Here is a 13,672-nt window from a genome sequence, read left to right as displayed (position 1 = left end):
ATAACATGCACGGTTACACCATTTTAGTCGTTGATGATGAAGAAGATATGCGTAATTTAGTTGAAATGTATTTGCTTAACTCAGGGTATCGATGCCTTCAAGCTGCAAATGGTAAAGAGGCTATAAGTCTGGTTGAAACATATGAAGTCGATTTAATCCTTTTGGATATCATGATGCCAGAAATGGACGGTTTTTGCGTCTGTGAAAAAATCCGTTCAAGTTCGGATGTTCCTGTAATTTTTGTTAGTGCGAAAGGTGAAGAATGGGATAAGGTAAAAGGGTTGAAGCTCGGTGGGGACGATTACATTGTAAAGCCATTTAATCCGGGTGAACTCGTAGCAAGGGTGGAAGCGGTATTAAGAAGAACAGGGAAAATCTCATTGAATGAAGAAAATCAAACTTCCGTCCGATTCGGTAAAATCAATTTAAACCTCCAATCAAGAACGGTTCTGCTAGATGGGAAGCCAATCAATTTGACCTTGAAAGAGTTTGAATTGCTTCTATTTCTTATGCGTCATAAAAATCAGGCACTCAGCCGTGAACAACTACTTGAAAATGTTTGGAGCGGAGAATATGGAGGATCTTTACGTACGGTCGATACCCATATCAAAACGCTTAGGATGAAATTGAGGGCGGCCGATTATATTCAAACTGTCTGGGGAATTGGTTATAAGATTGAGGAAAAAAATGAGTAATAAGTGGTCATCACTCTCTTTTAAACTATGGCTAACTATTATTACAGCAATCATTCTTTCAGTGTTGTTCGCTTATTCTCTTTCTCAATATTATTATAAAAATTTGTATGTGGAAAAGTTGAAAACCGATCTAGTCAATGAAGCTTCCTTGCTTGGAGCGGACTATTTCGGAGGTGAGATCAGTGATGACTTCAAACAACAAGTTGAATGGTTTAACAGTAAAAGTGACAGCGAGGTCTTTGTCGTCAATAATCCAAGGGAATTAAGTGCCTGCCTTCCCTTTGAAATCAATTATGACACCCTCATTTCTGCAGAAGAACGGCAAATGCTCTTAGATGGAAAGGTTGTTGAAAAAGAGGGGTATGAGAAAAGGTTTGAAAAGAACATCGTAGCGGCTATCATTCCCTTGATTGATGAAGACCGCCTCGAAGGTATCATCTATACATATATTCCTGTAGACTCGATTACAGATTTACTTAAGGAATTTGCTGCAAAATGGATGGCAGCCGTTCTCTTATTCTTAATTGTTTCCATTTTATTGACAACAAAATGGTTGAAAAAGCTAGTCAGTCCGATTAAGGAAATCGAGACAGCTGTCCATCGTGTCTCAGAGGGAGATTATGACATACAGATTCAGGTAAAGAGCCATGATGAAATAGGGAATCTAGCACATGCTTTTAATGAAATGGCCAAATCCATTCATTTAGAGGAAGAAAGAAAAAAAGAGTTTCTCGAAAATGTTGCCCATGAACTCCGGACGCCGCTAAGTTACGTGAAAGGTTACACGCAGGCTATATTGGATGGTGTTGTGAAAAATGAGGAAGAAGAGCAAAAATATCTTCAACTTATTTCAAGGGAAGCACTTAGGCTACAGCGGCTTGTAGGTGATTTGATGGACTTATCTAAATTGGACAGTGATCAATTCACTTTAAATAAAACTCCGATTGCCTATGCACAATTCATTGAAGATGTACTTGCCAAATATGAACCGATATTAAAAGAAAAGCAGCTTGGTTTAGAGCTCGAACTAGATCCGGATCCAATTATACTAGGAGATGAAGGAAGGATAGAGCAAATCCTTCATAATGTCTTTGATAACGCCGTTAAGTATACGAATCCAGATGGATTCATCAAAATTACTTTAAGACAGTATAAAGGAGATTGCGAGCTCATAGTCACTGACACGGGCAACGGGATTCCTGCAGCTGATTTACCTTATGTAATGAATCGCTTTTATAGAGTAAACAAAGCACGAAGCCGATTTGATGGCGGATCGGGGCTGGGTCTTTCCATCGTGAAAAAATTGGTGGAGCTACAAAATGGTAAAATTGAAATAGAAAGCAGGGAACATACAGGTACAAAAGTCAGCATTGTGCTTCCGACCATAAAAGAAGATTGGACTTCATAAAAAAGGGGAAACGTTCAATGATAAAAAAGATAATGTTATTATGTACAGCTTTAATCTTGTTGGCAGGATGTGGCAAGGAAGAGGAAATTCCGAAAATGCTAAATGTCGAGTTAACTGTCGATCCTGTTCAAGGAGAAATAAATGAGCCGGTAAAGTTTCAGGCAAAAGTGACTTATGGGGATGAAGAAGTGACGGATGCGGATGATGTCAGTTTTGAAATATGGCTTGCAAATAGTGATGACCACGACAAAACGGCTGTAAAACATAAAGGAAAAGGTATCTATGAATTGGAAAAAACCTTTGATAAAGAAGGAACCTATTATGTTTATGCTCATGTAACGGCAAGGAATATGCACAACATGCCTAAAGAGGAATTCGTCATAGGCAAACCAAGTCAGCCTGAAGAAAACGGAGGTAAAAAGGAAATGGACGAGATGAATGATGAAGAAAAGAAATAATAATTTTACTGATAAAACTAAAACAATTCGGGGTTTACCCGGATTGTTTTTTATTTTTGTAAAAATTAAGGGTTTTAAAATAGTTTTAGAGTATATGAATTTTGAATTCTCATTACTTAAGAAAAAAGTACACATAAAAATGACGAAAATCAACTTTAAATCGATAAATTTGTAACATAAAAGTAAAGAAAGTCATACTAAAGGGTTTGGCAACGAGATGTCAACTAAAAGTTATTAGTATTCCATGGAAATGGTTCTATGTAACTACCATTGACAAGGATTGTCTGGAAAAATATGAGTATATGTACTAGATCCCAAAACATCGATAGAGAAAGCTTTTTTGATTACTTTCTCTGAAACTTGGATCAAAATTTTTTCACATTCGTTACCTGTAAAACATATGGAAATAGATGGTTCCTATATTACAAAAAACGCATGTTATGATGAATCCAGAAACAAAACACCAATGAACTTTACAGGAGGAATTACAAATGAAAAAGAAAATGTTTATGTCAGCAGCAGCAGCAGCAGCTATAATTTTCACTGGAGTGGGAGCTAACCAAGCAGAAGCAGCAAACTGTGATACTGTTAAACAAGTAACATATAAATCTATTAATCAAGAAGATATGCAAAAAGTCCTTAACCAATATTTAACTAAATACAACATAACATTACCTCGCTTCACAATCCTTACAAGTTCAACAACCAGTTCAACAACCAGTTCAACAACCAGTTCAAAAACCAGCTCAAAAACCAGTTCAACAACCAGCTCAAGAACAAGCTCAAAAACCAGTTCAAAAACCAGTTCAAAAACCAGCTGGAACTACGAATTCACAACCTGAAAAAAATACTGATGAAAAAACAGAGACAAGCTCTGAATTAAGCGCTTTTGAACAACAAGTGGTTAAATTAACTAATGCAGAGCGTGCAAAACAAGGATTGGCAGCTCTTAAAATAGATACAGAATTGAGCAAGGTTGCTCGTTTGAAATCTCAAGATATGAAAGACAAAAATTACTTTGATCATAATAGCCCAACTTACGGCTCTCCATTTGATATGATGAAAAAATTTGGAATCAGCTACACATCAGCTGGGGAAAATATCGCACAAGGTCAAAAAACACCTGAAGAAGTAGTTGAAGCTTGGATGAACAGCCAAGGACATCGTGAAAACATCATGAACTCAAGTTTTACTCATATCGGAGTAGGCTACGTAGAATCTGGTAACTACTGGACTCAACAGTTCATCGGAAAATAATAAGAATGATAGATTAATAGTAGAGTGTACCCTGGGAATCATATGGGTGCACTCTTTTTTTTATTAAGTCGTTGAAATATATAGGATAGATAAGGGAATTGATTCTAAATAGAATGAATTCCATCAAATCCGAATATAATTTTAGTCGATACTGCTATAAATAGCATCGATTTTACAAATACTCGCATCAACACAAAAGCAGGAACCGCACTTATTCATTAGTGAGGCTCCAGTAGCGCCAAATTAAATATCAGATACATCAATTTCCGAATACTGGGCATTGAAACTTTTCTGCAGACGGATTTCCAATGTTGATTCTTTAAATTGTGCGGATGCTCCTTTCTTCTTTACAAGAGCAGGCAATGTAATTACATGCCGGTCCGTCGCTTCTGGGATTCCCTCAACGATGGATTGATTAGATGTATGGTAAAGTTTCATTTTTTTTAGCCATGCTTCATCTTCTATGGGAATTCTTACAAAGACAAATAAATGGGTTTCAAATACCTCGGCATGTAAAGGGTGTTCAGTTCTAGTATTTTCTTTTTGTGAGCTAGTATCGTTTTGTTGCATCATTCCTTGCATATTTTCAGGGATCATCTGCGAAAATATCTTTTCAATGAACGACTGTACATCACTTTGCTGCATATTTTTCATGAAATCCTTTTGGTTTGAATTATTTTTTAAAGAAAAAAGTGAATTCCAAGGAAACATGTTGAATTCCTCTCTCCTGCAATCAACTGACAGGGTTATTTCTGTTATTTTATGCAGGCTGAAGCCTAGATGTTCATTTGTATATTTGCTAAATTATAGAAAATGAATCAAACTTATGTATAATTAAGTAAAATCCATTAGATAAAGAGGGAAAGCCTGTGGATGATAAAGTAGCTTTTATAACTGGAGGAGCAACGGGAATCGGCAAGAGAATCGCCTATTCACTCGCAAATAATGGAGTGTCTATTATCATTACGTATCGAAAAAGTAAAAAAGCAGCTTTAGCATTGGTGACTGAATTGCAGGAAAGGTACCATATTAAGGCGCTCGCTCTTGAAGGTGATGCTTCAAGTGAGAAAGATTGCAAACAGGTAACAGAATTGGTCATAGAAGCCTTCGGACATGTTGACATGTTCATTCATAATGCTGGGCCATATATGCATGAACGTAGGCCTATGACTGAATATAGCAGTGATGAGTGGAATTACATTATGAACGGTAATTTAAATGGTTTTTTCTATTTTGCTAAGGAAATTATTCCTCATATGCGCAGAAGAAGTTGGGGTAGGATCATTACTTTAGGGTTTGACCGCTGTGAGACGGCACCAGGTTGGATTTATCGTTCCGCTTTTGCCGCAGCCAAAAGCGGATTGACTTCCTTAACTAGAACTTTAGCGGTTGAAGAAGCAACAAATGGAATCACCGTGAATATGGTCTGTCCCGGCGATATTATTGGTGAATGGAAGGAAGAAGAGATAATAGTTGCAAAAGGACAAAAGGATGTAACTGTTCCAATTGGCAGACCGGGGACGGGAGAAGATTTAGCTCGAGTCATCACGTTCTTATGTGATGAACAATCCGATTTTATTACCGGAAGCATCATTCCGGTTACAGGTGGAAAAGATGTTTTGGGGAAAATTCACAAAGCTTAGTTTGTTTAATTTGGTTATTAAAATGGAAAAAGGTGAGTCCGTTAATTCGGCCTCACCTTTTTTTAAACCATTTTTTTATATTTTACTTGCTGTATATACCTTAAACGTGCTGCCAAACCTATAGCTCCAAGAGCCAAACCGGAAATTAAGCCAATCCAATATCCGAAGGCTCCCATACCTGTATATTTTGCAAATATAAAACCGATGGGTAGCCCTAGAATCCAATAGGATACTAGAGACATAGCGAAGGTAACATTTACATCTTTATATCCTCGTAGTATTCCTTGTATAGGTGCCTGGAGTGCATCAGAAATCTGAAAGAAGATTGCATATATTAAAAAATGTGATGTCAGCATCATTACATTATAGTCTTTTGTGTATGCCGACGCGACGGGTTCACGGAAGAGAAATAGAATGGCCGACAAAACAAGCGACATCGTTAATGCCATGGTAATCCCAATCCAGCTGTATTCTTTGGCATCTTTGTATCGAGCTGCCCCGATTTCAAATCCAATTACAATTGTCAATGCCATTGATATACTTAGCGGCATCATATAAAGCAATGATGCAAAATTCATTGCAATCTGGTGCGAAGCAATTGTCACGGTATCATATTTACTCATCAAAAGGGTAACCGCTGAGAAAATACTTGTTTCAAAAAAGATAGCCAGCCCGATAGGCACCCCAATTATTAATAGTGCACGCCACTCTTTCCAGGAAATCCGGAAAAACTCACGGAAAACTTTATAGGTTGAAAATGGGCTGATTTTCACCACAACAAGGATGGCAACCAGGGCAATTAACCAATAAGTAATTGCTGTTGCATACCCTGAACCAACGCCGCCAAGTTCGGGGAATCCAAACTTTCCGTATATTAACAGGTAATTAAATACGACGTTAATTGGCAGTGCACATAAGGTTATTATCATAGAAATTCTAGTTTGGCCAAGCGCATCAATGAAGGCTCTCAACGCATTATAAACGAATAGGGGAATAATCCCGATTGAAAGGGCGATCAAATAGTCATGGGCTACCCGGTGGACAGTATCTTCAAGATTCATGGCATTTAATATGGGGTTTAATGCAAACGCCCCAATGATTAAAATGACTAAAGCTAAAGTGACGGCTAAATAAACTGCCTGCATTACTGAATAGGAAACGGATTTCGACTGCTTGGAACCGACGAGCTGTGAGACCACCGGCGTTAAGGCAATCAAAATCCCGCTCAACCCCGTATAAACAGGTGTCCAAAGTGAACTACCGATTGAAACGCCAGCAACGTCCTGCGTACTGTACTGTCCCGACATCATCACATCAAAAAATGTCATGGCATAAAGGCCAATTTGAGTGATCAGAATGGGGATTAATATATAAAATAATAGGCGGATCTTTTGTGATTTTGTATAAGTCTGATTCATCGATGTACCTCAATATCAATATTTGAAATTTTCCACACAATGAAAGAATTATATCACATAAGCTTGTGTTGGTTTAAGTTTTTATTTGATACCAAAAAAGACTTACCGTAAAAACGGCAAGTCTTTTTGTCAGTCGCGCATGGATTCAAATTCATTCATGTCCGCGGTTGAGTCTTTTTGAAGGATGAATGCTTGTGAAGGGATGGCGATTTGAACGTCTTCATTTTCAAGTATCTCCATTATATTAAAGTTAACATCTTCTTTGAGTGATAGATATCCCCCAAAGTCTGTTGCATTTGAGAAGAAATATAGGTAGAGATTGAAACCAGAATGACTAAACTCGTCAAATTTCACAAGAATCGTTTCTGGATGTATTTCTGGGTGTTCAATGAGCATATTTTCTATTCTCTTAATGACGTTTTCCAACTTATCTTTTGGTGTTGTGAAATTTATACCTAGATGAAAAGCAATCTGTCTTTTACCCATTTTTGACCAGTTGATGATAGGTTCATTCGAAAGGGTAGCATTCGGGACAGTAACTAAAGCTTGGGCAAAAGTCCGTACTTTGGTACTTCGAAATGTGATATCTTCAATGGTTCCTTCCACGCTTGGTGTTTTGATCCAATCACCAATGGTAAAGGGTTTTTCTGTAACGATGACAATTCCTCCAAAGAAATTGCTGACGGTATCCTTAGCGGCAAGTGCAAAGGCTAATCCTCCTAAGCCAAGTCCGGCAACAAATCCATTGACGTTAAATCCCCACTCTTCCGCAATGATAGAGAAGCCCAAAGCCATGATGATTATTTTAATGATTTTTGTAAAGAATGGCATGACAATTAGATCTACCTCAAGACCGAATTTACTGACCAATTTCGGAAAAAGGATGGTTAAGATCGAACTGATATTGATCATCGTCCAAAAGAATAAGAAAGCAAAAAATGAACGGTATATCTTCGATTTTAATTCATCCGAAGGTATGTCAATCGGAAAATAATACAACGATAGAATCACACCGAGCAAAACGATAAGCCATCTCATCGGCTGTTCTAAGGCAAGCATTAAGTTGGCTGCAAATTCAACTTTGCGTTTTTTTGCAACTCGTAGAAAGAACTTGAATATATAGGTGGTAAATACTTTCCGAAGCAAAAGGACGATTAGAAAAATACCTATTGAAATTCCTAGTTTGGTCCATGCCTCTATTCCATCAAATTGATGGAGAGATTGAGAAACTTCTTGCAATGTATTACTCCTCCAATGTATCTTGTAGTATTGTAGAATACTAAGATTATAATATAATCATAATGAAAAAGGAAAATTAATCGATGATTACATTTATTACGTTACATTACGGTTCACTGAATACTTTTTCAAGTTATTAATGTTAGGGATATATGGTAATATGGATGCAAAGTGATTTTTTAAGTTTGGAAGGTGGAAATATTGACTAAGAAAATAGTGTTTACCGGAGGCGGCTCAGCCGGCCACGTGTCTGTTAATGCAGCCATTATCCCGGAATTTTTAGAGCATGATTGGGATATTACTTATATTGGTTCAAAAAAAGGTATAGAAAAAAATATTATCGAAAAGGAATTTCCTGAAATCCGTTATGAAACGATTTCAGTTGGGAAATTCAGACGATACCTATCAGCGGAGAACCTAAAAGATCCGTTCCGAGTCATTAAAGGGATTTTTGATGCACGAAAAATTTTAAAAAAGACAAAGCCTGATTTCATATTTTCAAAAGGCGGGTTCGTATCCGTACCAGTCGTATTGGCGGGAAGGATGCTGAGAATCCCGATTGCCATACATGAATCGGACTATACACCTGGCCTAGCTAATAAAATTGCAATGCCGCTTGCATCGAAAATTTTCACCACGTTCCAGGAGACAGAAAAGGACTTGCCAAAAGAGAAGGCCATGTATCTTGGAGCAGTATTACGGGATGGGATTTTTTCTGGAAACGCTTCGAGTGGAAAAGCATTTTGTGGTTTTACGAACAACAAGCCAGTGTTACTCGTTATGGGTGGCAGCCTTGGAGCTGTAAAAATCAATAAATTGATTACTGAAAACCTTGAACCATTATTGAAGGACTACCAGATTATTCATATTTGTGGAAAAGGGAATGTCCAAACGGAATTGAAACAAAGAGGGTATGCTCCTTTTGAATATGTCCACGAAGAATTATTTGACCTTTTAGCAGCGGCTGATGTAGTTGTTTCAAGGGCTGGTTCAAATTCAATCTTTGAATTCCTTGGTCTGCAAAAGCCAATGTTGCTCATTCCGCTAAGTGCCAATGCATCTCGTGGGGATCAAATTTTAAATGCTTCAAGCTTTGAAAAACAAGGTTTTTGTAAAGTCATTCAAGAAGAAGATTTAAATGATCTAATCTTTAATAGCACATTAGCTGATTTAGTGAATAAATCAGATGAGTATCAAGCGAAAATGCGTCAAAAGCGCCCATTCAAAACGGCGGCTGAAATGTATGATTTATTAATTGATGTAATGACAGCAAAAAAATAAGTATCAATTCCCTCTTCAAAGCATATCTTTTTCGAACAGAGGAGGGGGTAGTATGGCTTATAAATATTCCAAAGGTTGGTTCGTTCAACAATTAAAAGATGCAGAAATAAGATACCATCCAATTGAGCGAAGAAAGCTGGAGCTTTATAAAACCCATATTTTGAGACGTTTATACGAAGACCTGCAAAAAGAGAAACCATAAAAGAACCGTAACTTAGTACGTTGCGGTTCTTTTTTCTAAACTTCGTTAACTTTTTGTAAGGAGATTAGTAAACCTAAAAAAATTTGTGAAAAGTCTATAATAGTAGAATAGTACGAAACTAGAATAAATAATAAAGAAGCCGACTCTTTTTGGGAATTTCTAACTAGAGGATCGGCTTTTTTTTGTATGAAAAATAATCCTTGGATATAAACCCTATATTCAGCAAAAGATAAACCTCAATAATAAACAGTAAACAGCAGTTGCTGGTTCCTATATAAAATACTTTAAGTTCGGAGTTTAAAACATGACAAAGATTAATTCCAAATCCTCACTAAATATTGTTGTCCTTTCAGTAGGATTGCTGAATCACGTTATGATTATTCCTCTCGTACTAGAGGTAGCGGGAAGAGATGCTTGGTTATTTGCCGCTCTTACAGGACTTTTATCAATAGCTTGGGGGTTCCTTTTATATTGGATATTAAAAAAGAAAAAAAAAGAACACCTCTTTCCCTGGCTGGAAAATCGGATTGGTAAACGATTTACCAAGCTGATATTCTTTTTCCTCGTAATTTATTTGATTACGATCATCTTGACGACAGCTAAAGATATGGTTGACTGGATCAATACAACTTCTTTAAATCAAACACCACCATTTGCCATTATTATTCCTTTTGCGTTGATATGTGCTGCACTTTCTTACTCGAATCTTAGATCAATTGCTATTAATTCAGCTATTTTATTACCTTTTGTCATTATCCTTGGTATCTTTGTAGCCACTGGTAATATTCCCGAAAAAAATTATGATTTTCTATTTCCTCTATTCGAACAAGGCTATTTTCATGGCATTAAGTCAATGTACTACATAGCAAATGGATATTTGGAGTTGATTATCATTATATTGTTCCAGCATCACCTATCTAATGGGGATTCCATTAAGCTGAAAACAGTTATTGGAATGATGGTTATTGTAACTATATTAATTCTCGGGCCGCTTACTGGTGCCATTGTTGAGTTTGGACCCGTCCTGTCTAATGAAATGCGCTATCCGGCTTATGAACAATGGCGACTGTTGACAATTGGAAAATATATTGCCCATACTGACTTCTTTTCCATATATCAATGGCTTTCAGGCGCATTTATTCGAATTTCTATAGCCATGTTTTTAATTCCTGATTTATTAAGAGTCAAATCACTGCTCATTAAAAAGGGGATACTCATGAGTCTTGCCATTATGATGGTTATCATCACTATTATTCCTCTTAGTAATATCATTTTTTATGATTTTTTAAAGAACTATTATTTTCAAGGAACTTTCTTTTTCCTTGTAATCCTAATTCTTTTGTTTACAGTTACCGCAGTTATACAACCTAAACGGAAGGAGGTTTCTGATGAAACTATTCAAAAATAAACAAATTGAACAGTCATTTTATAACGAAGAGTTCTTCAGGCAGCTTTTCAGCAATAGTCCGGACGTATCATTTAAGGTGATATTAGGTGAAAATGACGAAACAGCTAAAATCACTTTATTTTTTTATCCTGGAATGGTAGATACTCTTGAGTTGAATGGCAATGTATTACGAAACCTCAAATCAATGTTAGATAAGAAAGATAATATTAGAAATATGATAACGGCATTTCATCCTTCATTAGCATTGACAGAAATTTCTTGCAGTCCAATTGACAACGACGATGTAAATAGACGGATTTTTAGCGGCGAAGTGTTAATTTTCTTTCAACTATCACAACAGCTATTTTCATTACCTTTGTCTGATGTTCCCAACCGGAAGCCAGAGGAATCTTCATTTGAAGTATCCCTTCGTGGACCACGTGATGGATTTGTTGAAGACCTTTCGACAAACGTTGCTCTCATTCGTAAACGGCTGAGAACAGGTTCCCTCTCTTACGAAGAGTTTATTATTGGGAATCGCAGTCAAACTACAGTAGCACTGATGTATATAGATGACATCATCAATCCTGAACTTGTTAGGCTCGTCCGTGAAAGACTGAATACTCTAGATGTTGATGTGTTAATTAGTAGCCATCAGCTTGAGGAACTCATCTCTAAAGGGAAATTCAAATTATTTCCTTTGACTCATTATACAAGCAGACCCGATTTTTGTGTCGGATCATTAACCCAAGGCAGGTTTATAGTACTTATGAACGGTGCACCTACTGTTATCATAGCCCCGACCACTTTATTGCTTCAGATTAAAGCAGCTGAAGATTCGAGTCTTCCTTTTCTATTCGTTTCTTTTGAACGGTTTCTTCGAGTATTTGGTTTGATTTTTTCTATTTTACTTCCAGGGTTTTGGGTAGCTTTATCAGCATATAACATTGACCAGATGCCTTTTCCTTTACTTGCAACAGTCAGCATCTCAAGGTTGGGCCTTCCTGTTTCTGTTGCCATTGAAATGTTCCTTATGCTCGGTTTATTTGAGCTATTTCGAGAATCTGGAGTAAGGCTGCCACAAGCAGTTGGTCAAACTGTGGCGGTTGTAGGTGGTTTAATTGTCGGTGATGCAGCTATCCGTGCCGGTTTGACGTCCCCAACGATGCTTGTTATCGCTTCGGTCACATCAGTCGCATCCTATACATTAGTTAATCAATCTTTAACGGGGACTGTCTCTGTGCTTCGTTTATTTATCTTAATATTAGGTTCTGTCCTAGGCATCTATGGTCTTCTTGTTGGTTTCTTAATTGTTACTTGTTGGGTCTCTTGTCTTGAGTCATTTGGAGTTCCATATATGAATGAATTTTCACCGCCTAATTTCCAAAAACTCACAGATGCTATTTTCAAAAGACCGTGGTATTCAAAGAAAAAAAATGAAGGTGCTCTTGATCGCACGCAAAAGGGGGAGTAACAATGACACGACGTTTGTCGAAGCTTTTCCTTATCTTTTCGGTCTTGTTCATTTTAACAGGTTGCTGGGATTATAAAGACATTCAGGATATCCATTATGTAACTGCTTTAGGAGTAGATTATGAAGACGGTAAGTATGTTGTGTATGTGCAACTTGTTGATTTGTCTGCTGTTGCCAAAACTGAAGCTAAAAGTTCGGAACCAACAAAAGTTTATATAGGCAAACATAGTGGAAAATCCATATCAGAAGCCATTAATCACTTATATCAAACAGCTCAACAGCGATTATATCTTGGACAAGTTTCAACTTTTGTGCTCACAGATAAAGCAATAGAGCATAATATTAATGATATAGTGGATGCCGCCTTCAGGTTTAATTTAATCAGGTATTCAAGTAATATTTTTGCGACAAAAAAACCTTTGGATGAATTGTTTTCTATAAAAGGTTTTTTTAATTTAACCCCTTTATACTCAGAGTTGCATTTTCCAAAACCTATCTATGAAAACCTTTCCTATATTGAACCGATTACATTGAGAACCTTTATTTCCACCTACAGGGATGTATCTATCACAACAACACTCCCAACTATTTCATGGAGTGGCAATGATTGGACTGAAGATAAAAAAAGCGGAAGACCTTTACAATTGACGGGGCTTATGTGATTTATTATAAAAAATCCATGAATTGGTATTCAGTTGAAGACTTGAAAGGATCGCGTTGGATTACAAAGAAAACGAATAGAACACCAATCGAATTCACAAAAGCGAATGGGACAACTTATATTTCGTTAACTCACCCTCATGTAAAAATTAAACCGATTGTGAAAAATAATGAGGCTAAATTCACCTTAGATGTTGACATTAAGGGGAGTATTTTAGAATTATCAACAAACGATAGCTTGAAAAACCTTGAAAAATTTGTTCAAGATTATATAAAAAAAGACATTGAACAAACATTTGAAATTGGCTTAAAACGCAATGGGGATCCACTTGGTCTTGGCCAAAAATTGTACCGAAAAGACTTGCGATTTTGGAAGAACAACAATATTAATGAACCGAAGGATTATTTGCATGCAAATTCTTTCGAACAAATTAACATAAATGTTAACCTTGCCAATGCTGGTACTCTCGAATACAATCCGTTTAAAAATGAAAAACTGCCTAATAACTAAGTTCAGCATTAAAAAAGCAGGGACTGGCAGTTTCAAAAG

Annotated in this window: 13 protein-coding genes and 1 pseudogene; 11 read left to right on the top strand and 3 right to left on the bottom strand. The window is 36.8% G+C overall.

The window, feature by feature from the left end; translation table 11 throughout:
• The first annotated feature begins 5 nt into the window (after window positions 1–5).
• The 4 genes and pseudogenes from JFV29_RS16980 to JFV29_RS16965 all read left to right on the top strand — a co-directional run bounded on the left by JFV29_RS16980 (window position 6) and on the right by JFV29_RS16965 (window position 3,818).
• Window positions 6–695, top strand: coding sequence for a response regulator transcription factor (locus JFV29_RS16980; protein ID WP_201185389.1), 690 nt, complete (start codon window positions 6–8; stop codon window positions 693–695).
• A complete protein-coding gene (locus JFV29_RS16975; RefSeq protein WP_201185387.1) occupies window positions 688–2,103 on the top strand; it encodes a sensor histidine kinase in 1,416 nt (471 codons plus the stop codon). The genes JFV29_RS16980 and JFV29_RS16975 overlap by 8 nt, the downstream gene beginning before the upstream one ends.
• Window positions 2,104–2,120: 17 nt before the next feature.
• Window positions 2,121–2,561: a FixH family protein gene (locus tag JFV29_RS16970; RefSeq protein WP_201185385.1), complete on the top strand. Its 441-nt coding sequence runs from the start codon at window positions 2,121–2,123 to the stop codon at window positions 2,559–2,561.
• Window positions 2,562–3,052: 491 nt separating this feature from the next.
• A pseudogene (locus tag JFV29_RS16965) lies at window positions 3,053–3,818 on the top strand (CAP domain-containing protein).
• A gap of 243 nt (window positions 3,819–4,061) precedes the next feature.
• Here the strand turns inward: JFV29_RS16965 and JFV29_RS16960 are convergent.
• Window positions 4,062–4,529 carry an Hsp20/alpha crystallin family protein gene (locus JFV29_RS16960; RefSeq protein WP_201185383.1) on the bottom strand — a complete coding sequence of 156 codons (468 nt, stop codon included), beginning with the start codon at window positions 4,527–4,529 and terminating at the stop codon, window positions 4,062–4,064.
• Window positions 4,530–4,687: 158 nt separating this feature from the next.
• Between JFV29_RS16960 and JFV29_RS16955 the strand changes: the two genes are divergently transcribed.
• Complete coding sequence (locus tag JFV29_RS16955) at window positions 4,688–5,461, top strand: SDR family oxidoreductase (RefSeq protein ID WP_053346579.1); 774 nt, start codon at window positions 4,688–4,690, stop codon at window positions 5,459–5,461.
• A gap of 62 nt (window positions 5,462–5,523) precedes the next feature.
• Here the strand turns inward: JFV29_RS16955 and JFV29_RS16950 are convergent, their stop codons facing one another.
• Window positions 5,524–6,879 (bottom strand): MATE family efflux transporter, encoded by a 1,356-nt coding sequence (locus JFV29_RS16950; protein WP_201185381.1) that lies wholly within the window; start codon window positions 6,877–6,879, stop codon window positions 5,524–5,526.
• 129 nt (window positions 6,880–7,008) lie between these two features.
• Window positions 7,009–8,118: a mechanosensitive ion channel family protein gene (locus JFV29_RS16945; RefSeq protein ID WP_207196109.1), complete on the bottom strand. Its 1,110-nt coding sequence runs from the start codon at window positions 8,116–8,118 to the stop codon at window positions 7,009–7,011.
• A 201-nt stretch (window positions 8,119–8,319) separates the two neighbouring features.
• On the opposite strand from JFV29_RS16945, the gene JFV29_RS16940 reads away from it, so the two are divergent.
• The 6 genes from JFV29_RS16940 (at window position 8,320) to JFV29_RS16915 (ending at window position 13,633) form a co-directional block, all read left to right on the top strand.
• The gene (locus JFV29_RS16940; RefSeq protein WP_201185379.1) at window positions 8,320–9,399 is read left to right on the top strand and encodes an undecaprenyldiphospho-muramoylpentapeptide beta-N-acetylglucosaminyltransferase; all 1,080 of its coding nucleotides are present in this window, start codon (window positions 8,320–8,322) and stop codon (window positions 9,397–9,399) included.
• A 52-nt stretch (window positions 9,400–9,451) separates the two neighbouring features.
• Window positions 9,452–9,601, top strand: a complete 150-nt coding sequence (locus JFV29_RS16935) for a DUF2639 domain-containing protein (RefSeq protein WP_082527397.1) — start codon at window positions 9,452–9,454, stop codon at window positions 9,599–9,601.
• Window positions 9,602–9,905: 304 nt separating this feature from the next.
• Window positions 9,906–11,009, top strand: coding sequence for a GerAB/ArcD/ProY family transporter (locus JFV29_RS16930; protein ID WP_201185377.1), 1,104 nt, complete (start codon window positions 9,906–9,908; stop codon window positions 11,007–11,009).
• Entirely contained in the window at window positions 10,990–12,462 is a 1,473-nt protein-coding gene (locus tag JFV29_RS16925; RefSeq protein ID WP_201185375.1) for a spore germination protein, read from the top strand. Before JFV29_RS16930 ends, JFV29_RS16925 begins: the two co-directional genes overlap by 20 nt.
• A 2-nt stretch (window positions 12,463–12,464) precedes the next feature.
• Entirely contained in the window at window positions 12,465–13,124 is a 660-nt protein-coding gene (locus tag JFV29_RS16920; protein ID WP_201185373.1) for a Ger(x)C family spore germination protein, read from the top strand.
• A gap of 17 nt (window positions 13,125–13,141) precedes the next feature.
• A complete protein-coding gene (locus JFV29_RS16915) occupies window positions 13,142–13,633 on the top strand; it encodes a Ger(x)C family spore germination C-terminal domain-containing protein (protein ID WP_207205148.1) in 492 nt (163 codons plus the stop codon).
• The last annotated feature ends 39 nt before the right edge of the window (window positions 13,634–13,672 follow it).

Origin of the sequence: Peribacillus sp. TH16 (assembly GCF_016651095.1) — a bacterium.
GTDB lineage: Bacteria > Bacillota > Bacilli > Bacillales > DSM-1321 > Peribacillus > Peribacillus butanolivorans.
This window is presented reverse-complemented; position numbering and strand designations above follow the sequence as displayed.